Below are 18,152 nucleotides of genomic sequence, written 5' to 3'. Positions count from 1 at the left end.
GCTTCCGTCATCTCCGCAGCCCTGGGTCTCCTGGCGCTGATCTGGCTGACGTCTCCTGGCAGATGGTAGTAGCTCGCTCCGTCGGCGCCGCTCGGCGTTTTCCTGTCTGGATCGGCGATTGCTGGCTCTCAACTCGCGATAGACGCGGCCGGGCATAGTAGCAGCCCGTCTACGCGATTTTCGAACAGCCACCGCCCCTCGAGCGCGGGAGTATGAGCGCGGTTCATTCGGCTAAACCTCAAAGAACCTCATTGAAAAGCGGACTAGAATTCCGCGTCTGACGTGCTGGCCTCCCGTGCCACCGGCAGACCTTGGGTGCCACCACGGTGAACCTGAAAGTGGAATTGAAACGACGCTTGCGCTAAAGCGGTGGCCAAAACCATAGGATCAGAGGCACGCCCAGCACGACCACAATGAACGAGAGCGGCAGCCCCAACTTCCAATAATCGCTGAAACGATAACCGCCGGGTCCCAACACCAAGGTGTTGCACTGGTGTCCAACAGGCGTAAGAAAATCACAAGCCGCCCCCACTGCGACTGCCATCAAAAAGGCGTCCGGATTGTAGCCAAGGCGCTGAGCAAGCGTAACAGCGATCGGCGCGACGACGAGAACGGTGGCTGCATTGTTCAGGAACGGTGTTGCGGCCATTGCGACCACCATGATCATTGCAAGGGCCCCATAGGGAGGCAACGTGGTAGCAAGTTGAGCGAGGCCGCCGGCGATTAGGTCGGCACCACCGGTCGCACGGATCGACTCGCTGACCGGAATGAGAGCGCCCAGCATTATCAGTATGGGCCAATCGACAGCCTCGTAAGCTTCCCGAAGCGAAAGTGAACCGAGCATTACCGTCAGCACAGCAGCCGTAAAGAAGGCCGTGGCGACGGGCAGCAGGCCGAATGCCGTTAGCACCATGGCGCCAGCCAGGACCACCACCGGCATCAGGCCTTTTCGGGGGTTCCCCAAGCGGATTTCGCGCCCGACCAACGGAAGAAGACCGAGTTCCATCAACCTGGTCGGGAGAAGCACGAGATCGCCCTTCAAAACGAGAACGTCGCCTGGTCTTAAAGCGATGTCGCGCAATCGATCAGTGAATCGTTCGCTGCTTCGGCTTACCGCGAGTAGATTGATATTGAAGCGATCATGCAGTGCCAAACGCTTGGCGGTTTGCCCGATCAAGACTGATTTCGGGCCGATCACTGCTTCAATTCCGGCAATCTCCTCATCGGCTCCCTTCGCTTCCGTCGGGCGGTCGTGCCCCTCAAGTTCCAAACGCGCACGACTGATGCCCCGTTCGAGCGCCTGAGGGTCTCCTTCCAACAAAACGATATCGCCTTGATGGAGAATGACCTCCGGCAGGGGCATCAGCGGTTCGACCCGGTTGCGAATGAGGCCAGTGACCAGAACCTCCTCGTCCAACAAGATCGATAGGTGACGGATCGACTTGCCGATGACGGACGAAGTCGCAGTGATGCGGGCCTCTGTCATGTAGTCGTTAATGTTCAGCGCCTTCTCCATTGTCGCGGCCGCCTTGCGCTCCTTTGGAAGCAGGCGGTAACCAAACGCCAGAAAGATCACGCCCGCTGCGGCAAGCCCTACGCCGACGGGGGTGAAATCGAACATGTTGAAAGGGCGCCCCGTCAGTTCCTCGCGCATCCGGGAGACGACGATATTTGGCGATGTTCCGACGAGAGTCGTGAGACCGCCAAGCAAGGAACCGAACGCCATAGGCATCAGAAAAGACGACGGGGAGGCTTTCGAGCGGCGCGCCATCTGGAATGCGACTGGGATCATCATCGCCAAAGCGCCGATGTTCTTGATGAAGATGGAGAGAACCGAGACAGTCGTCACGAGAATGACAACCTGACCCTGGACAGAGGTCACGCTTGGCGCCGCCCGATGGAGGAGTGCCTCTATGACGCCACTTCGCTCAATCGCGGCGCTGACGACCAGCGCGCTGGCTACAATGATGACAATGTCGTCGCCGAAGCCGGAAAACGCTGCCTTGTGGGGCACTAGCCCGGTGAAAACTGCGGCAAGCAACGCGAGAACGGCAATGAGGTCATAGCGGAGCCGTCCCCAAATGAATGCGGCCATCAGGCCGATCAGAATGGCGAAGGCGAAAGCCTGAGCCTGTGTCATGGATAAAGTCCCGACCAACTCTTCCCAACGCCGGTTCCATTTTACTCGCCTGAAAGATCTAATGTCTGGATTGCTTACCAGCTTTTTTCAAAGGCGCGGCACCCCGAACGTCCATCCAGGACGTTTTCCCGCCTCGTAGCCCGGATGCACGCATGATCAGGCGACTACAGGATGCTTCCGAAGAGGACCGAATACACAATCACTGCAATCGCCAGCGTAAACGCAAGCGATACCAACAAGCGCGTGAAGTCGTACGTAGAGAAGCGGGCGGGGATGAGGTTTTTCATAACGATCTCCTATGTTTCGTCGAGATGCCCAACGAGCCGCGTACCGCGCTTCACGATAGTGCGCGACTGCAACTCGTGCTGACCTTGCTGACGACGTCAGCTGGAACTTGGATGTTGGCCATAATGCTCGCTACGAGTTCGTCACGCTTCGCACGATTGGCGTAGCCCTGAAGCGTTGCGAGATCCGTGCTGGTGGCAGTAGCCATTCGTCCAGCGGTGTCTGAACAGATGCCGGCAAAGGCGTCCACTCTGGCCGTTTCTGCCGCCAGATTGCTGGCAGTCGTAGTGGTGAGCCATCCCGCATTGAAGCCGATGATTGGGCTGAAGAAAAGCCCGACCACCAAACCAATGGCGTAGGGTTTTGCATGTTCAAGGATTTGTCCGAAGGTCATGGATTAATTCCCTTTAATCAGGTGATTATCGGGATCGTTGCGGGCCCGCGCTCCGACCAGGAGCCAATGGCAATCCAGATTTACTACAGTGCGCTTTAAAATATTTAATGTAAACAACCAATTGAAATGTTCATTCAAAAGTACGTTTCAAATAATTATCGTGCATAATTTTGAGACTAAAACCACCGTATCTCGATTTATCAGTGCTCGTATATTTATAGAGTCTGAACGTATTTTTCGATAAAACAGATTCGCAATTAATAGACAAAGTAAAGCCGTATTCAAGGCATACAGACTTTTGATTGTTTTTGGCGACAGATTGGCTTTTTGCTTTACCAAGGTTATCGATCTAGATTTCGCATATTCACCTGCGGCCCCGTCGTTATGAGCTTCGTGCGAGTACGCTGAAGCGATGGGAGCTGTTTGCGCAGTGATTGGCGCCAAACGGCCGATCCCGGCTGAATCTCGCTCACGTATGCCGCAGAAAAGGAGGGCAGCGTGTTGCCCGGACGAAACATCGAACAGTCCATTTCGACCCACCATTTTGGATGCTAGACCTCGGCGAGATAGTGGCACCTGGCGAATAGCCGCAATCTTCCCGTCACCCTAACCGCATTGGCAACGTTAAAGTGTCACCATCGATCCCGACCGGTCTGTCAGTGCGCCATGGAGATCGCGCAAATATTTCACCCCGTGCGGCGGAAACGATCACATCGCTAAATCCGCTTCAGGTACATCTCGCCTCGGTATCGCATCCGCAATGATGAACTCGGCCACGAGCAAGAGAGCAACGAAAGACAATCCGCAGCCGATGAACAGGGCATGACGCCCGATAGCAGAGCAGTGTCGCCGTACATCGGCTGCCGCAAGGATGGCTGCAGATGAAAAGCAAACACGAAGAACACGCGTTCGTCATCAGCGAATGGGAATCCGAAGGGGGGGCGCCGAACAGGTCTGAACAGCTCGGTCAGTATAGTCGCCGTTTCGACGGAGACGGAACCTATTCGATCTATCACCTCTTCACGGGAAAGACCGCAGAAATAGGCACCTGGAAGATGGAAGGGCTCAGCCCTAAAAATGCAGCGCGAGCGCTGCGTATTCTCAATACCCCCAAGCTGGCCGGCAGTCGCCTCCGCCCCTGAAGAAACATTCGCAGCGTGCGTTGATAGAACGCGCTGCGGCCCGGCGCCTGCCCAGCCTTCCATCGGCCGAAGCCCTACTACGTTCGGAGATCGCTACTCCATGCTCAGAGCCCGCTGCGGACCGCTGCCGCCGGTTGCACTCCCAGGCGTTGCCGGAGCTCTGAACACGGCGACGTCACCGGCTGACTGTCTGTTGCGAGTCTTAGGTTGGAGGGGCTTATGCCTGCAATCGTTACTATGCCTTGGTGCCTTGCTTCAGGCGAATGCTGACGGGCCGGCCCTCCGCATGCTGAACCTCGAACTTGTTGGTCTTTCGGATGAGGTCGCTAAGCTTTCGAAACCCGAAGGTACGCGGATCAAAGTCTGGTGCCAAGTTGAGCAGTTGTTTGCCAAAAGTACCGAGGTTTACCCACCCTTCTTCGGTTTCTTCTTGGGAAAGTACTTTTTTTATCAATGGCACGGCGGCGCTCGCCGGTTGCAAGGACTTTGCCGCTGATGCGGTATCCTGTTCGTCTTTCCCTGCGTCTGCGAGCAGGTTCTCAGTGTAAATGAATCGGCGGCAGGCCTGCCGGAAGCTCTCCGGAGTCTTTTGTTCGCCAAAGCCAAAAACGTCGATGCCCTGCTCGCGAATACGGGCGGCCAAACGCGTGAAATCGCTATCGGACGAAACGAGGCAGAAACCATCAAAACGACCACTATGCAGCAGGTCCATGGCGTCGATCACAAGCGTGATATCTGATGCGTTCTTGCCGGTCGTGTAGGCGAACTGCTGCTGAGGAATGATCGCGTGTTTCGCGAGCACATCCGCCCAGGCCTTGGAACGCGTGCCCGAGAAATCGCCGTAAATGCGGCGGACACTCGCCTCCCCGATCTTTGCCACCTCTTCGAACAACCCGTCGGCGATCTTTGCCGAGGTATTGTCCGCGTCGATAAGGACTGCCAGGCGTGGTGATCGAGGCTCAGACGGCATGCTTTGCTCCTCTTGTCCAATCATCAAAGCTTAGCAGCCGCTTCGCTATCGCACTATCCGGCTTTCCAGCCAGCACTCTTTTTCACCCGCATCAACGCCATCAGCATCGGGCCGAGGGAGAATTCTCCCGCCGCGCCTTGCCGATCAGATCCCTGAGATAGCCGGCTGGCGAAACTTATATTCCCCGCGCCAAGGGCGATCACGCTCTCATTTATGGAGGCGTAGTCCGGCAATTGGAGATTGCTGGTCCTTTGGAGACGCGAAAGGTCATCGAAGATGATTGTGCGGCTCCACAGAGGGCCTATGGCGGCAAGCCGCTAAGAGAAGACGGGAAACGTCATGGGCGATGGTCAACGGCGTCTGGCGTCGCGCCAAATAACAGCTCTGAACAATGGCGAGCGGGTTTACCGTCGCCCACCGCTGGGGCCGGAACGAACGCGCATTTGGCGCGTTACATCCTACGTTGGAGTACGGCAGGAAATAGCATCGTCAATCATCCTGATCGACGATAACCAGGTACTCCCAAGAGGCCCCGATGGATATCACCACACTACTCATCATCGTTCTCGTTGTTCTCTTGCTGGGGGGCGGCTGGTACGGTCGCGGTCGCTGGTATTGAGCCGTTCGTCACGGGCGGGCACTCCCCTATCCTGGACTGATCGAATTTCTCGAAGCGATCCCTTTGAGGCCCATCGTGACCGGATCGCAGCCTTATGGGTCAGTGAATTCCTCCTATTGCGGTCACGCGCATCCCTAGCTCCGAGAGTGTTTCAGCAACGCTCGTCGGAGCTACTCGTTCTGAACCTCTGACCGCTGCCAGGTTTCAGCGTTTCCGCAGTGTCCGTCCAATGCGACTTGCCATGCGAGGCGTCGCCCCGCTTTCTGGCAAAACGCGATCGGTCCAGAGGAGGCGGATCGGTAATGTTAGATCTTCGCAGCTGGATAGGCTCTTTACTCGCTCTCGGTGCGCTTACACTTCTATTTGTCGGCTGCGCGCTGGTCCTTTGGCCCTTCCTGTCGGCCTTGCTATGGGCTGCGGTTATCTGTTTTTCGACGTGGCCTCTCTACCGCCAATGCGAACGTGCCGTCGGAGGATACCGTGCCGCTGCCGCGGCGATAATGACGATGGTGGTGGTCTTTGCTTTGGCAGCACCGCTTGCATTCCTTGTGACCGCGCTCGTGGACGACATAGAGAACCTGGCAGAAGCGATTACGCAGGTCCTGGAGGAAGGGCCTTCGGCGCCACCCAACTGGGTCAACGGTCTACCCATCATCGGCGAAGGCGTCGCGGCCTACTGGGAGAACCTCGCTCACGATGCTCCAGCGTTCATAGCTGAGCTCAAGAAATTAACAGGCCCAATCACGGATATCGCGCTTTCAGGCGGAGCGGCCCTCGGCGGCGTCCTGATTGAACTTGCCCTCAGCATATTCATCACCTTCTTTCTGTTTCTGCATGGTCGTCGCATGATCGGCTTCATGCGCCAGATCAGCGAGCGCGTTGCTGGCCCGCGGTCCAAGAGGCTGCTGACGGTCATCGGTGCGACCGTAAAGGGGGTCGTCTACGGGATGATCGGAACCGCGCTTGCGCAGGGCTTGCTTGCCGGTACCGGCTTCTGGATCGCCGGTGTGCCCCAGCCCGTATTGTTGGGTTGCCTAACTTTTGCGCTGTCATTCGTGCCGGGTGGTCCACCGTTTCTTTGGGTGCCGGTGGGGCTTTGGCTTCTGCTCCAAGGTTCCATGGGCTGGGCGATTTTCGTCGGCTTGTGGGGTTTTCTTCTTGTCAGCAGCATCGACAATTTCCTGCGGCCGTACCTGCTCAACCAAAACACCAATCTGCCGGTGTTGCTCAGTTTGTTTGGACTGGTTGGCGGGGTGCTCGCCTTCGGGTTGATTGGGCTCTTTCTTGGACCCACATTGTTGGCGGTCGCGTACAATCTGTTTCTCGAGTGGGTGGCAGCCGAGATCGAGGGACGGGTCCAAGCAGCCTCCGGCTTGCCCGTGGATTTGGAAACCAACTCGAATAACTGAGCAACGTTGTAAATCTGGCCTTGCTGAAGTTCCTGTCTGGCTGGGCGCTTCTCACCGGCGGCCCGGCGATAGCAATGGCCTGGCAGTGACCTCATGCTTTGCCTGTCGAGGAGATAGCGGCTACCGGCACCAAAGTGAGCAATGCAGAAGAAAACGGCAATTGGTGCCCCATCCGATCAATGGACTGTCTCCGGCGCTGCAGCGAGATCAGGCTGTACGCCGCCACCTTCGTTTTCCCAGCGGTCGACATCTTCACACGGGAAAGGTGGCGAGAGCATTTCGATCTGGCTCATCAGAATGGTGACGAGAGCTGCTTCGGAGCAAGTGCCGCGTTGAAAAGCCGAGATCAGCAATCGAGCTGCGGCTCGTCTTTTCGCGCGGTGCCACGCACTCCCGACATCGAATATCCCGACGGTGTCGAGCACCCGTTTGAGCATATCGAGGGGAACGGGGACATGGGAGGCTACGTTGGAAGACATCTTGTCCTCCTTTGGTTGGAGGCATATCCGCAGACCGAACTTGAGGGCTGCTTAAGAGTTTGCCTGCCATCACTGTGATCCCGCTGCAAAGATATGGGAAGCACTTTCGTGATCGCAGTCTGATATCATGAGTTGGAGACGACAGACTGGACCCCCGGCTTTAGCCGGGAAGCTTTGCCAGAGTCCCGGTCCCGACGCCAAGCTTGAGCCCGGAGCCTTTGCCCGGCTCGATAAAAGGATCAAGCCGGGCTGGTGTTTGCGTCAGGCCGCTTTCGGCGGTCTGATTGACGACCTTGGTGGCGGTCGCGGTCAGGGCGATCTCCGTCGCCTGCTCTTCGTCAAGCGTCGTCATAAGCAGCTTGGCGTCTTTCATGCCCAGCTGCAGCGCCCAGGTCCTCAGCGAGCCCTTCGTAGTGTTCGACAGCCTGTGCGGCTGCAAGCAGTCCGGCGTCGAGCGCGGGCGAGCCTTGATACACTTCCATGATCGAGCCGCCTTCCCATGATTGCGCCACATCTTTTTTCAGGCTTTTTGCCGATGATCCTGAACACTTCGTCAAGCCGCTAGACATCCTCCTTCAGCAGGGGCTACGGGCTAACGATGTCAGGCTTGTTCGCAGTTCCGTAGTGGTCGTGAAGCCCCCACCACTTGTATGGATCTCCCTGCGTACGGCCGGACGGCACGTCCTGCCAGGTTTCCTGTCGGCCAAGTGGCGTGAGGTCCAGGAGCGTAAAGATCGGACCGATCGCTTTACGCGATCCCAGTCCATCATGTTTTCTCCTTGAACGTTACGTCCCACACCGGCACCCGCCGCCTGTGTCGTGGATCAATGATGGACGCTTTCCGCGTTGCGCTTACGGGTTGCAGCCGCCTTTTTTGCGGAGGCCGATCGCTCTGCTTTAGGTCTCGAAGCAGCGGCTTGTCCGCCTTTTCTTCCACCCTTTTCAGACGAGGCGTTGCTCTCCGGGTGCCCACGGCCCGAACCGGACTTGTTGCCGCCGCCGCTTTCCTTATTCACCGTGGCCCAGGCTCGACGCTCGGCCTCCTTTTTCGGAACGCCACGGTCTTCATAGCCCTCCTCAATATGCTCGGCCTTGCGCTTTTGCTTGTCGGTGTATGCGGACTTGTCACCTCGAGGCATGGTTTCGCTCCTTCTCGCTACCTCGCGTTCAAACTCTCGATAACAGGCAAGGTTCCGCTTAGGCGCGCCCTTGTCTGCCCACGTGGATCGCGGCCCCGCCGCGTGTTCTTCGCACCTTCGGTGTCGCTCACGACGACGGAGAAAATCCGGCCCTTGAGATGCCGCGGGTAAGCCCAGCCGTCCATCTCAGGGCCAATGACAAAGTGCTGGCGAGGTGGAGAAGCAAGCCGTGCGGGGGTGAATGCTTCGACCGTACTCAGAGGCTATCCGGTCGAGCGACAGGAATTCGACGTCAACATCGCCTCTTTCTTCAATCGACGCCTTAGCCAACTCCAGCATGCGATAGAACTTGGATTCTCCCCCGGACAGGTGTGCTCGCTTCGCGCGGATGCGTTGACCAACAGAATTCCAGATGGCCGACGTATTGTCGTCATGACGTACTTTCGCCTCATCGATCGCTTTTCGCGGCAATCCAGTCAACACAGAGTTCGTAGGCTGGATCTCTATAGCCGGGTCCCGCACTGCGGGTGTAGGGGCTCATTCTGGACTCATATAGGCATCCCATGCGGCGTTGGCGATGTCACTAAGCTGGGCCTTCAGGTGTTCAAACGCTGGGGGCCTCTCATTGTGTGAGATATCGTCGCGTGAATTCTCGTTTGTTGAGCCCAGGACTGGTCATGCCCGTTCGTGAGGTGAGAATCGGGTCGAAATCGGTGTGTCTGCTTGTGAGGCTATTGATGCTCTCGTGTCTCAGGAGAGAACGCGGAGCCTGCAAGAAGGTTCTGTGTGCCTGTGGTGATTGGCCTGTGGCAGAAAACTCCGGGCATCCGGGAACCAGTCACGCCGTTCGCGGGTTCGGTTGATCTTGAAGGAGGCACCGGGGCATGAAAGCAGTCGGCAAGTGGCGGCATATCTGCGTCGATGCCCAACGCATGTTTTTGGAGCAGACGCCCTGGCACGTGCCGTGGATGAAAAACGTACTACCGCAACTTTTCGAAATATCGGAACGCCATGCGAGCAACACAATCTTCACCCGATTTATGCCACCCCAGAATCCACGCGACGCGGCGGGAAGTTGGAGGGATTACTATCAAAAATGGTGGATGATGACCGGCGAGCACCTGCCTAAAGAAATGCTCGAGCTGCCGCCCTCGTTTCAAAACCTTGTGCCGCCAGCCCGCGTCTTCGACAAAACGACCTATTCGCCCTGGGTTGATGGCCGGTTGTTTTCGCACCTTCGACAAGAAGGCGTGGAAACCCTCGTCGTTACCGGCGGCGAGACGGATATCTGCGTCCTGGCGACCATCCTCGGCGCGATCGATCTCGGGTTTGGCGTCACCGTGCTTTGCGATGCGGTTTATAGCGGCGCCGACGAAACGCACGATGCCGCCATGGATCTGCTCAGCGATCGGTATTCAGTCCAGCTCGAACTCGTGAAGACCGAAGAATTCTTAGCGGCGACGCCTCGCCGTGAAGCGTAACGCAGTCCGGAGCGTCAACGACATCTGGTCGTTTGAACAACCCGGTTACCCGTCCCGAGTGAGAAGGATCCGTCGATGCCCCTGAAAGCGCTTGCCTTAAACTGCACCTTAAAATCCTCCGCAGCCACCGAGGCGTCGTCCACCGATAAAATCCTAAGTCTTATTGCGGCGGAATTCGAGAAGCATCGCGTCGACACTGAGACGGTCCGCCTGGCCGATCAACGTAAAACCAGGCGTGACTTCCGATGAAGGTGAGGGGGATGATTGGCCCGATATACGCAAGAAGATCCTCGATGCCAACATCCTGCTCATCGGCACGCCCATCTGGCTCGGGCAGCCATCGAGTGTCTGCAAGCGTGCCCTGGAGAGGATGGACGCATTCCTTGATGAAACCGACGAAAAAGGGCGCATTGTTTCTTACGGCAAGATTGCCGTCGTTGCTGTCGTCGGCAACGAAGACGGCGCCCATCACGTTTCCGCTGAAGTTTTTCAGGCACTCAACGACGTCGGCTTCACCATTCCGGCAAATGCGGTCGCTTACTGGGTTGGCGAAGCGATGGGCTCTACCAACTTCGTCGATCTGAGAAAGACCCCTGAGCCGGTAAAAACGATGATTGCAATGCTTGCCCGCAATGCATCCCATGTTGCCACCCTGCTGAAGAACTCTGCATATCCGGGTGACGAGAACTAAGGCCCTCCAACAAGCGCCAAAGTAAGCCCCATCGGTACCGGGTTTAAAACCTGGATGATGCTGCGGCTCAATCGATCAAAGCGCAATTTTGCGCCCCGCCAGTTAGACCCGGACGCTCGCACCGCGATCCTCGTCACATCGAGCTTCATCTCGGATAGTCGCGGCCGTGCCCTCGAACCGCCATTGCGCTATTTGATAAGGTTCTCCGCCATTTCTAGATGGTGCTCCAGGGCCGGAAGCGTTTTTGCAGCCCAAGCCTTCAACTCAGCGTTTTCTCCGCCTTCGCTGTAGCGCTTGAACAGGTCCACCGCATCTTCATGCGCTTCCTGCTGATCGGAACGGTACTGTTTCCCAAAGTCTTCGCCCTTGAGATCGTTCAGCTTGGCGAGCATGTCCTTTTGAGCGGTCGTCATGGTCTTCGGCAGGGTCGCCTTGACCTTGCCACTGGAGACGAGGCCACTGAGGTCAGCAGTCGTCTTTTCGTGGTCTTGGACCATTTTCTGAGCGAAGGCCTTCGTTGCGGCATCGCCCTTTTCCAAAGCAAGCCTGCTGGACTGAACTTCGAACAGATCGCTTGTCGCCGCTTCCTGGACGAAATCCTGTGTTTTAGGTGCAGCGCCGATCAGCGAGTTTATGCCGGACTTTTCCATTGCGGACTGGGCGAGGGCCGAACCGGCCAGAGTGAGCACGAGTGAAGCAAGAACGAGCTGTTTCATGATAGGTCTCCTGTCGGCAGGTCCAACTGCCAAGTGGAAAGAGTTAAGCCGTATGCGGGATCCGGGGTGCAGCCGAGCGCCCGCTGGCAACGCGCTGGCGATCGAGCAAAGAAGACGTGCGCGCGGGCCGAGTGTCTAGCTTTCGTTCTTCGTGGGATCGGAGCGTCCGGTCGGAATAGAGCTGGTGGTCGCGGCAACCGGGTCGCTTGCGGGAAACGAACTCTCGAGACCTTCGTCGAGCTGTTCTTCCAGAGTGCCGGTATCCTTTGCGCTGCGCGCGCTTCTCAAAGACTCCACCGCCGGCGATCCCGTTTCATCGCCACCGACGATTTCGCGGTCATCCCCCTTTTCGAACGCGGCTACTTGCACCATCATAGCTTTGGCCTTGGTCACGGCCGCATCGACGCCAAGGTCTCCGCCAGTGCTTTGTAGGCGAACGGAAATCACATCTCCGCCTTCTGCAACCCATTCGACGGTCATCACGCCTCCGGGATCTGTGAGCACCTGTTGTGCGATGATGTTCATGGTTCCTGTCTCCTGTCTCGTTGGTACACGCCAACGCAAAACACGGTTCGGCGACCGGTGGTTCCGAAGATTGTCAACGCTTTCATGCAAAAAGGACCGCCCGCCGGGATGGCGGACGGTCATCATGCTAAACTAGGATGAGCCAGCCCGTCCGGTATGCTAAACCAGGATGAGCCAGCCCGTCCGGTTAGCGAGTGGACAAATCGGCACTCGCGACCTCGCCTGGAACCGGGCAGACAGTCCGCATTTCGTCCTCAGTCTCCAGACGGACTTCCGCGTCATCTGATCCCGGGAAGGGCTCGAGGCACTGTGACCTGCCGACTTCCCGAAACCTCTGGGTTCGGTCGACGTCATCGAGTCGTGCACGTCCTTGGCCGCCTTTCCATGGAACCTCAGCTCTTGCGGTCGGTGCCGCGACCGCCGCCCGTGGTGCCAGCGCCACTCTTAGCCCCGCCCGAACCGGCACTCTTGCCAGCCCCGGTTTCGCGACCGCCGGATTGTCGCTGCTTGTCGTCGTTCTTATGGCTTTGTTCGCCAGCCTTGCGATGCTGTTCGCTGCTGCCGCCCTGGCTGCGTTGATTTGCCATTGTCGTTCTCCTCGGTTGGTCCCGCCCTAGAGTCGGCGGGGACCAACAGAAGCGTGGGGGATCGATATGGTTCCCCGCCGAGCAAAAAATCGCCCCGCGACGTTGGGTGTCGAACCCGCATACGTGCAGCGCGCCTGCCTGTGCGGATGCATCCCGATGGGAACTTCAACGCGCATCGCCTGTTCGGCCTTTCGAAAAGGAGGCAGAAATGTCGATTACCAAACCGAACGATGGCGCGCCGGGCAGCGCTGACCAGTCACCGCGATGGGAAGGGCCGGAGAAAACGAGGCCGAATGATCCCGAAAAGGATCGGGATGCGGCCGGCGAAAACAATCGGGAACCCGCGAGAAATCGCCCTTCTGACGCGACCAAGACCAGGGCCGACGCGAAGGGCCAGTTTGCGGAGCCCCAAGGCAACCGCAAGAGCACGGGAGTATCGAGCGCCAAGCCGACCGTGATCACCGGGTCTGAGGATATGTCGGGTCACCGCAGTCCGCCAGGAGATAGGGAACCTCCGAAAGACTGGGACGTGGGGTTCGATCAGGCCGCACCGGACCGGTCGAAAGAATAGTTCGCTCGGCGAGTGGGCGCGGTTGGAGCGGTCGTGGGAACGACCGTCGCACCCGCGAGATTTTCCAAGACGAATATCCCGGCGCTCAATCAACGAAGCTCAAGAACATGCGTCAACTGCCGCAACAACCACGAGAATGTTCCTAACGCGTTGGTTGAGTTGGGAAATCAGAACCCGCTCCCGCGCCTCTCAGCGAGCAGCGTCGATGTCCTCTCCGGCCACGCTATAGGGGCCTGCCCTCCGGTCGCGGGCCAGTTGAGGTGCGCGGGCTTGCCGCTGTCGAATACGCCCTGGTAGCCATCTCCAAGGTGTCCTTATGCCCCATTGCGGGGGGCAGAAAGAGGAACCACGGACCCTAGGGAAGATCGAGAGAGTAACGAGAACGGCGGTCGATAGAAATGCACTTTGCCAGTTCTGAAGGACGCGAATCGGAACTGAGAGCTGGCGAGGTGATCGGTCACTGAAACAGAGGATCCCCGTGGCTCGAGACTTCCGCGTTCTCCGCCTGACTGCTTCGTGTTGGGCTATCGCCTTTCAGGTGGCGCGAGAGGAATTGATTCCGACCGTAACATCATCCCTCAAGCGGTGATGGCATTCGGTGTGAGCTTCGCTGAGGCGATCAGACGTATCACGTTTGTGAATGCAATTTGCGTCTGACTACCAGCTCTCCTCGTGAAGCCGGTCAAGCACGACGACGACCTCAGCCTGTAAATCCAGGCAAAGCTGCTGAAAATCATGGATTCGCTCCTCCCGTCGGGGCGTCTCTCGCTGAAGAGCATCGAGTGTATTTGCCGCCAACGCATATTTTTCGAAGAGGTCGTACAAACCATGATCTTTGACTGAACGCAATCGTTCGCGATGAGCGGGCAGAGCCATTGCCAAGCGCGCCCGTCCGAGGTGAACTAAACCCATGTAGCCTCCAGATTACTCATGTGCCGGGCCACGAACACGGGATGTTTCACCCAGCCCACGACGAGACGAGAACTCCGATTGTCGCGTATCCCGCTTTGTGAACCAGAGAGCGCACTCCAGGAGGCAAGCCTCGTCGGTATGGCCGACACGGAACTCGTCAATCAGGAATCTTGCCAGTTGATTGCCTCGCTTGGAAAGTTTGGGAAATCCCGCTAAGAAGCAGGTCCTCTCAAATACTCGATGCAGCATTTCTACGTCTTTAGGGCCGAGAGCGCAGTTGAGATCATCCGAATGAAAGTACATTTGGGACCTCCCATGAAGGGCGGCAAAGCGTTCGTGGTATTCGCGTCCACAAAACGTCGGCAGGGCTTGCCTGGTTCCACCGGGGAAATACCCATTTCGGGCTATTCGGGCACGTGATGAAGGGGATTCTGCAGGAGGTCGACGGCGGGCAGTTGAAGACATACGAAATTATGGCGTCAGGGCTAAGGGCGACAAGCCAACTTCCAAGGCGATCAAGACCCAGAGGCGTGCAGCCTAAACCGTTCCCATATGGCGCGCTTCCAATGGTAGCTCAAGAAGCGAAACTTTCCATGTCGGCGGAGCATGCACTTCCATTGGGGTGAATTGTCGCCCCGCCCTCCATCAGTAGCTTTGGAAGCGTGCTCCATCCGTTCAGACGAGCCGCTTGCACCAGCGTGCATTGGCCTCTGCCGATCCCGGCAGAGGCTTTTATTCTACCCGTAGCCTCGGCACTGTGTCTGCCCGCGGGAGTTTGCGAAACTAGTGACGGGTGATTTCGGACGCAAGCTCTAGGAACCGGCCAATCGACCAAAGGTAGGCGACGATCTCCCACCTCAGGGCGTCGCGATCGCCGTACTTCTCTACTATTCGGTCAAGCTTTTCCTTAGTTGCGGTCTGCTCCTCAATTTCGCTAATCACGTAGCTGTCATGCCCCACGGCGCAGATGTCGCAGCCTGCCTCGATGACGTCGTCGACGAAGGCCGGGATTTCACCGGGGTCCATCTGACGTCGATTGTTTTCAGTAGAGCCGCTCCTCCATTGAGGCCGTGAAGCCATACTGCGACCCACTTCGCTATCAGGCGCAAAACTGTCTCCGCCCTTATCGGGGATACTGGGATAACGCTTGCGCTTGGCCATGCTCATGGAAATAGTAGCTCATCGGTTAGCGTGAGTAGGGCGACGACTCTGCCTTGTCGGCGTAGATCTGTTGGAGTTCGGCAATCTGCTCTTTACGGGCCGGGTATTCCCGCAGAAGCTCGCGTTGAGGAGACGAACGCGTAAGCCTCGAAGAGATCGAGTAGGCAGCGCTCTCTGGCTTGGCGTCGCTGAGGGCGATATCGTGGCAGAGCATTTCAAGGCGGGTTCGCCCTAAGTGCATCAGTCTCATGGCTGCTTTCCTGTTTCAGTCGAGAACTACTTCGAGGATGCCAAAGGTGTCGGAAGGACGATGGCGACGGATTGTTGAGGTTCGTGCGATAACGCGCTGTTCACGACGAGGTATCCGCCGATGACGAGCATCGCCAAGAGCATCACGCCGATAAGAAACCCTGTCGAGAATTTTTTCGGTGGCCCGCCGTAGCGGTATTGTTCGTACATAGTCCATTCCTCCGGTCGGCAACGACACCAGAGCGAACCGAAGGGACGGGCAGGCTGCCCTGGTGTCGTTGTCGGCCTATGCCGAATAGTTCGCCATAGGCTGAGGTTTAGAAATAGCGTATCGGGGTCAGTTCTCCACGGGATTAGGACCATTGCTCCGGGGTTATGGGACTGAAGTCCCATGGTGGAACCGTTGGCGCTTTCCTACGTTCTAACGTGTTGCTCGACCGCCACTTGGTGATCGAAAGCGCCTCTAGGCCCCACCTTCAACCTCAACTCCGCAGATGGGGCCTATCGAGCGCGGTTTGCCTGCGGACCGTTCAACAGAAGCGTCAGATGTTTTACCTCACGGCCCCAGCGATGGGGCTGTCTTTTCTAATGGACGCACCCAGGAAGTGACTAAAAAGGAAAAGGCCCCTTCCGTCGACAGAGCCAACAGGCTGTGTTGGAACGGGGTCCACTCCCACGGCGCCGCGCCGATCCTGCTCAATGCATTCGCCGCTAAATCGGGCGCCTTCGTCCACCGACGACGATAATCCTCATCGGCGACCGCGGGCCCCGTCGTGGTAATGGCCGCGGCGACTAGGGATCATAAAAGAAATGGCCCCGTCGGGACGAGGCCAGAGGCAATTATCGAGAGAGAGTACTTCACTTCCAGGCGGATTGTGAAGGTGTGTCACCCTGATCGGGGGCTCAGGGTCTCACGAAGCCAGAAACGTCGAGACTTCGTATCGGTTCCATTACACCGTAAGAAATGACCAGGCGGCGCGCTGGCGCGTGCGGCTCATCCGTCGGGCACCTAGTGGGCCAAAGCCATTGCAGGTCCGGGAATCCCCTGTCGATCAATTCATAAAGAAGTGGCCCCGTCGGGCGCGACGAGGCGAGGGGCTACTTCGGGGGACACTTGGCATCAAGACAAGCGAAAAAACGCACGGGGCTGAACAGGTTCCTGTCGGCAGGGAGCGAACACAAAAAAATGGCCCCGAAAGGCGATAACGGGGCCAAGCGAGCGTGTACCTGGCGGGTTCCGCACGCCTTCGCGTCGCAGCCCGGTCGATGATCCGGCGTCGGGATCATCGGCAAATCACAAACGGCCATCGATCCGAAAAGTTCCCTATTCGTCCGCACCGCGTCGGTGTGCTCGAGCCACATGGCACTCTCGAACAGTGCACCCTCGTCGAGTACATCCACGATCGAACTGGATACACGACTGTTTTTGTCACGCACGACCAGGGGAAGGCGCTTGAGCTAGCCGACCGTATTGTGGTGCTGAACAACGGCTCAAACGAGCAGACGGGCACGCCGGACGAGATCTCCGCTCACCCGTCTCAGTTCGTTTACGGGTTCATTGGCCAGTCGAACTGCCTAAGCGTCAGTGTTTCCGGCCGCGAGATCTGGCTTGAGGGCCGATCTACGGGGCTACCGACAACTGAGCACGATGGTCAGGCGGCCCTCTACTTTCGGCCCACGATATACAACTCGTCATGGGATCCGAACACGGTCTTGTGGGGTCTATCACCGGAAGCCGGCGCGTGGCAGGCACTCGGCATCTTGAGGTGAGGTTGGAGAAATTCGCTTCAGTTGTGGAGCTCGAACTGCCGCCCGATCGAGCACTCTTTCCCCCCGAGAGTCGTATCGCCTTCAAGACAAAATGGATGCTCTTTCGCGGCGAACAGCGCGCGAGTTTATCTGAAGCAAGTTTTCCCGACCGGTAGCTGGAGGGCAGTTTAGCGGCCCGACGCGCCGTAGCCGTCGGGCCGCTTGGGGCACACCAGATGCTCCGCCTGCGGCGGGGCGCTCTGAAGATTACCAGGTTTGCCGGCCGAACCAGTCATCCACGTCTTGTCGTGCCCGATCTTTTTCGAGGCCATACCGTTCCTGTATCTTGCCTTCGAGCTGATCGCGTTTGCCAGCGATTTGGTCCAAGTCGTCGTCGGTCAGTTTCCCCCACTGTTCCTTGATCTGTCCCTTGAATTGCTTCCAGTTACCTTCAACACGGTCCCAATCCATGTCATTTCCTCCTGTGAATTGTGGCTAGCAGCTAAACGCCTTGGCTGCGCATTTGTTCAAATGTGCCTGCGGCGATGGTTACGGGGACAACGGTGCGACGACTCCACAGGCGGCCGATCCCCCCACGGGAAGAGTTTGCCCGTCGACGATCCCGCGCCCGTAGCTTTATGGCCTCAGCGGAGAGCAACGCAGTGCTAAAGATACGCGGCGCCAACTGGACGCCGGCGAAATCCCGACATTCGTCACTCGGGGGATAGAAGCAGTCTGCGAGATCAGCGGTGGGCCACCTACAACGTCCTGACGCGTTGAAAGACGCCGCGTGAAAGGGGGGGGCTGTCGCTTCGCGACCCCATCAACAGTTTCCGAACAAGGAGCCTGGCGGGGGCACCTCGATAACGGGAAGAAGGCAGACCGGCTAAAAAAGGGGGCGGATCCGTGCCCAACCTCGTTGCTCGAACTGGG

The 18,152-nt window shown here is 57.8% G+C and carries 20 protein-coding genes and 4 pseudogenes; 6 read left to right on the top strand and 18 right to left on the bottom strand.

All coding sequences use genetic code 11. From position 1 onward, the window contains the following. Positions 1 to 361: 361 nt before the first annotated feature. The 3 genes from IB262_RS29965 to IB262_RS29960 form a co-directional block, all read right to left on the bottom strand. On the bottom strand, positions 362 to 2,140 hold the full coding sequence (locus tag IB262_RS29965; protein WP_192494086.1) for an SLC13 family permease: 1,779 nt from the start codon (positions 2,138 to 2,140) through the stop codon (positions 362 to 364). A 164-nt stretch (positions 2,141 to 2,304) separates the two neighbouring features. Beyond that, the gene (locus IB262_RS36530) at positions 2,305 to 2,427 is read right to left on the bottom strand and encodes a hypothetical protein (RefSeq protein WP_029742645.1); all 123 of its coding nucleotides are present in this window, start codon (positions 2,425 to 2,427) and stop codon (positions 2,305 to 2,307) included. Positions 2,428 to 2,477: 50 nt separating this feature from the next. Further along, positions 2,478 to 2,819, bottom strand: a complete 342-nt coding sequence (locus tag IB262_RS29960) for a hypothetical protein (protein WP_029742644.1) — start codon at positions 2,817 to 2,819, stop codon at positions 2,478 to 2,480. 881 nt (positions 2,820 to 3,700) lie between these two features. On the opposite strand from IB262_RS29960, the gene IB262_RS29955 reads away from it, so the two are divergent. Then, positions 3,701 to 3,961, top strand: a complete 261-nt coding sequence (locus tag IB262_RS29955) for a hypothetical protein (protein WP_029742643.1) — start codon at positions 3,701 to 3,703, stop codon at positions 3,959 to 3,961. 235 nt (positions 3,962 to 4,196) lie between these two features. On the opposite strand, the gene IB262_RS29950 is transcribed toward IB262_RS29955, so the two are convergent. After that, complete coding sequence (locus IB262_RS29950; RefSeq protein ID WP_192494085.1) at positions 4,197 to 4,931, bottom strand: NYN domain-containing protein; 735 nt, start codon at positions 4,929 to 4,931, stop codon at positions 4,197 to 4,199. Between the two features lie 921 nt (positions 4,932 to 5,852). On the opposite strand from IB262_RS29950, the gene IB262_RS29945 reads away from it, so the two are divergent. Next, positions 5,853 to 6,959, top strand: coding sequence for an AI-2E family transporter (locus tag IB262_RS29945; RefSeq protein ID WP_029742640.1), 1,107 nt, complete (start codon positions 5,853 to 5,855; stop codon positions 6,957 to 6,959). Between the two features lie 176 nt (positions 6,960 to 7,135). Here IB262_RS29945 and IB262_RS29940 read toward each other — a convergent pair whose 3' ends face one another. From IB262_RS29940 to IB262_RS29920, 5 genes and pseudogenes are all read right to left on the bottom strand, one after another. Then, entirely contained in the window at positions 7,136 to 7,438 is a 303-nt protein-coding gene (locus IB262_RS29940) for a hypothetical protein (RefSeq protein ID WP_029742639.1), read from the bottom strand. Between the two features lie 271 nt (positions 7,439 to 7,709). Continuing rightward, positions 7,710 to 8,005: pseudogene (locus IB262_RS29935) on the bottom strand (DUF892 family protein); the annotation flags it as partial. An 18-nt stretch (positions 8,006 to 8,023) separates the two neighbouring features. Further along, positions 8,024 to 8,188 (bottom strand): annotated as a pseudogene (locus tag IB262_RS29930) (DUF899 family protein); the annotation flags it as partial. Between the two features lie 74 nt (positions 8,189 to 8,262). After that, entirely contained in the window at positions 8,263 to 8,577 is a 315-nt protein-coding gene (locus IB262_RS29925) for a hypothetical protein (RefSeq protein WP_029742638.1), read from the bottom strand. Between the two features lie 186 nt (positions 8,578 to 8,763). After that, positions 8,764 to 9,057, bottom strand: coding sequence for a hypothetical protein (locus tag IB262_RS29920; RefSeq protein WP_162728758.1), 294 nt, complete (start codon positions 9,055 to 9,057; stop codon positions 8,764 to 8,766). Positions 9,058 to 9,461: 404 nt separating this feature from the next. Between IB262_RS29920 and IB262_RS29915 the strand changes: the two genes are divergently transcribed. Together IB262_RS29915 and IB262_RS29910 are read left to right on the top strand one after the other, a co-directional pair. Further along, entirely contained in the window at positions 9,462 to 10,058 is a 597-nt protein-coding gene (locus IB262_RS29915) for a cysteine hydrolase (protein WP_112975838.1), read from the top strand. Positions 10,059 to 10,133: 75 nt separating this feature from the next. Beyond that, positions 10,134 to 10,749, top strand: a pseudogene (locus IB262_RS29910) (NAD(P)H-dependent oxidoreductase). 188 nt (positions 10,750 to 10,937) lie between these two features. On the opposite strand, the gene IB262_RS29905 reads toward IB262_RS29910, so the two are convergent. The 3 genes from IB262_RS29905 to IB262_RS29895 form a co-directional block, all read right to left on the bottom strand. Continuing rightward, positions 10,938 to 11,465, bottom strand: a complete 528-nt coding sequence (locus tag IB262_RS29905; RefSeq protein WP_029742773.1) for a DUF4142 domain-containing protein — start codon at positions 11,463 to 11,465, stop codon at positions 10,938 to 10,940. Positions 11,466 to 11,600: 135 nt separating this feature from the next. After that, complete coding sequence (locus tag IB262_RS29900; RefSeq protein WP_192494084.1) at positions 11,601 to 11,990, bottom strand: hypothetical protein; 390 nt, start codon at positions 11,988 to 11,990, stop codon at positions 11,601 to 11,603. Between the two features lie 392 nt (positions 11,991 to 12,382). Then, positions 12,383 to 12,577: a hypothetical protein gene (locus tag IB262_RS29895; protein WP_029742771.1), complete on the bottom strand. Its 195-nt coding sequence runs from the start codon at positions 12,575 to 12,577 to the stop codon at positions 12,383 to 12,385. A 382-nt stretch (positions 12,578 to 12,959) separates the two neighbouring features. On the opposite strand from IB262_RS29895, the pseudogene IB262_RS29890 reads away from it, so the two are divergent. After that, positions 12,960 to 13,148 (top strand): annotated as a pseudogene (locus tag IB262_RS29890) (hypothetical protein); the annotation flags it as partial. A gap of 189 nt (positions 13,149 to 13,337) precedes the next feature. Here the strand turns inward: IB262_RS29890 and IB262_RS36770 are convergent. From IB262_RS36770 to IB262_RS29870, 5 genes are all read right to left on the bottom strand, one after another. Continuing rightward, positions 13,338 to 13,577 (bottom strand): DUF6766 family protein, encoded by a 240-nt coding sequence (locus tag IB262_RS36770; protein ID WP_326494182.1) that lies wholly within the window; start codon positions 13,575 to 13,577, stop codon positions 13,338 to 13,340. Between the two features lie 228 nt (positions 13,578 to 13,805). Further along, positions 13,806 to 14,060, bottom strand: coding sequence for a hypothetical protein (locus tag IB262_RS29885; RefSeq protein WP_034800476.1), 255 nt, complete (start codon positions 14,058 to 14,060; stop codon positions 13,806 to 13,808). Positions 14,061 to 14,843: 783 nt separating this feature from the next. Continuing rightward, positions 14,844 to 15,227, bottom strand: a complete 384-nt coding sequence (locus IB262_RS36765; RefSeq protein WP_318267003.1) for a hypothetical protein — start codon at positions 15,225 to 15,227, stop codon at positions 14,844 to 14,846. A 19-nt stretch (positions 15,228 to 15,246) separates the two neighbouring features. Continuing rightward, entirely contained in the window at positions 15,247 to 15,471 is a 225-nt protein-coding gene (locus tag IB262_RS29875; RefSeq protein WP_060606995.1) for a hypothetical protein, read from the bottom strand. Between the two features lie 26 nt (positions 15,472 to 15,497). Further along, complete coding sequence (locus IB262_RS29870) at positions 15,498 to 15,680, bottom strand: hypothetical protein (RefSeq protein ID WP_029742765.1); 183 nt, start codon at positions 15,678 to 15,680, stop codon at positions 15,498 to 15,500. Between the two features lie 1,484 nt (positions 15,681 to 17,164). On the opposite strand from IB262_RS29870, the gene IB262_RS36100 reads away from it, so the two are divergent. Next, on the top strand, positions 17,165 to 17,395 hold the full coding sequence (locus IB262_RS36100) for a TOBE-like domain-containing protein (protein WP_246802748.1): 231 nt from the start codon (positions 17,165 to 17,167) through the stop codon (positions 17,393 to 17,395). A gap of 91 nt (positions 17,396 to 17,486) precedes the next feature. Here the strand turns inward: IB262_RS36100 and IB262_RS29860 are convergent, their stop codons facing one another. Further along, positions 17,487 to 17,690 carry a CsbD family protein gene (locus tag IB262_RS29860; RefSeq protein WP_029742764.1) on the bottom strand — a complete coding sequence of 68 codons (204 nt, stop codon included), beginning with the start codon at positions 17,688 to 17,690 and terminating at the stop codon, positions 17,487 to 17,489. Positions 17,691 to 18,152: the final 462 nt, after the last annotated feature.

This window comes from Ensifer sp. ENS02 (assembly GCF_014851885.1).
Lineage (GTDB): Bacteria > Pseudomonadota > Alphaproteobacteria > Rhizobiales > Rhizobiaceae > Ensifer > Ensifer adhaerens.
Note: the sequence above shows the minus strand (reverse complement) of the source record. Positions and strands in the feature narration are given on the sequence as shown.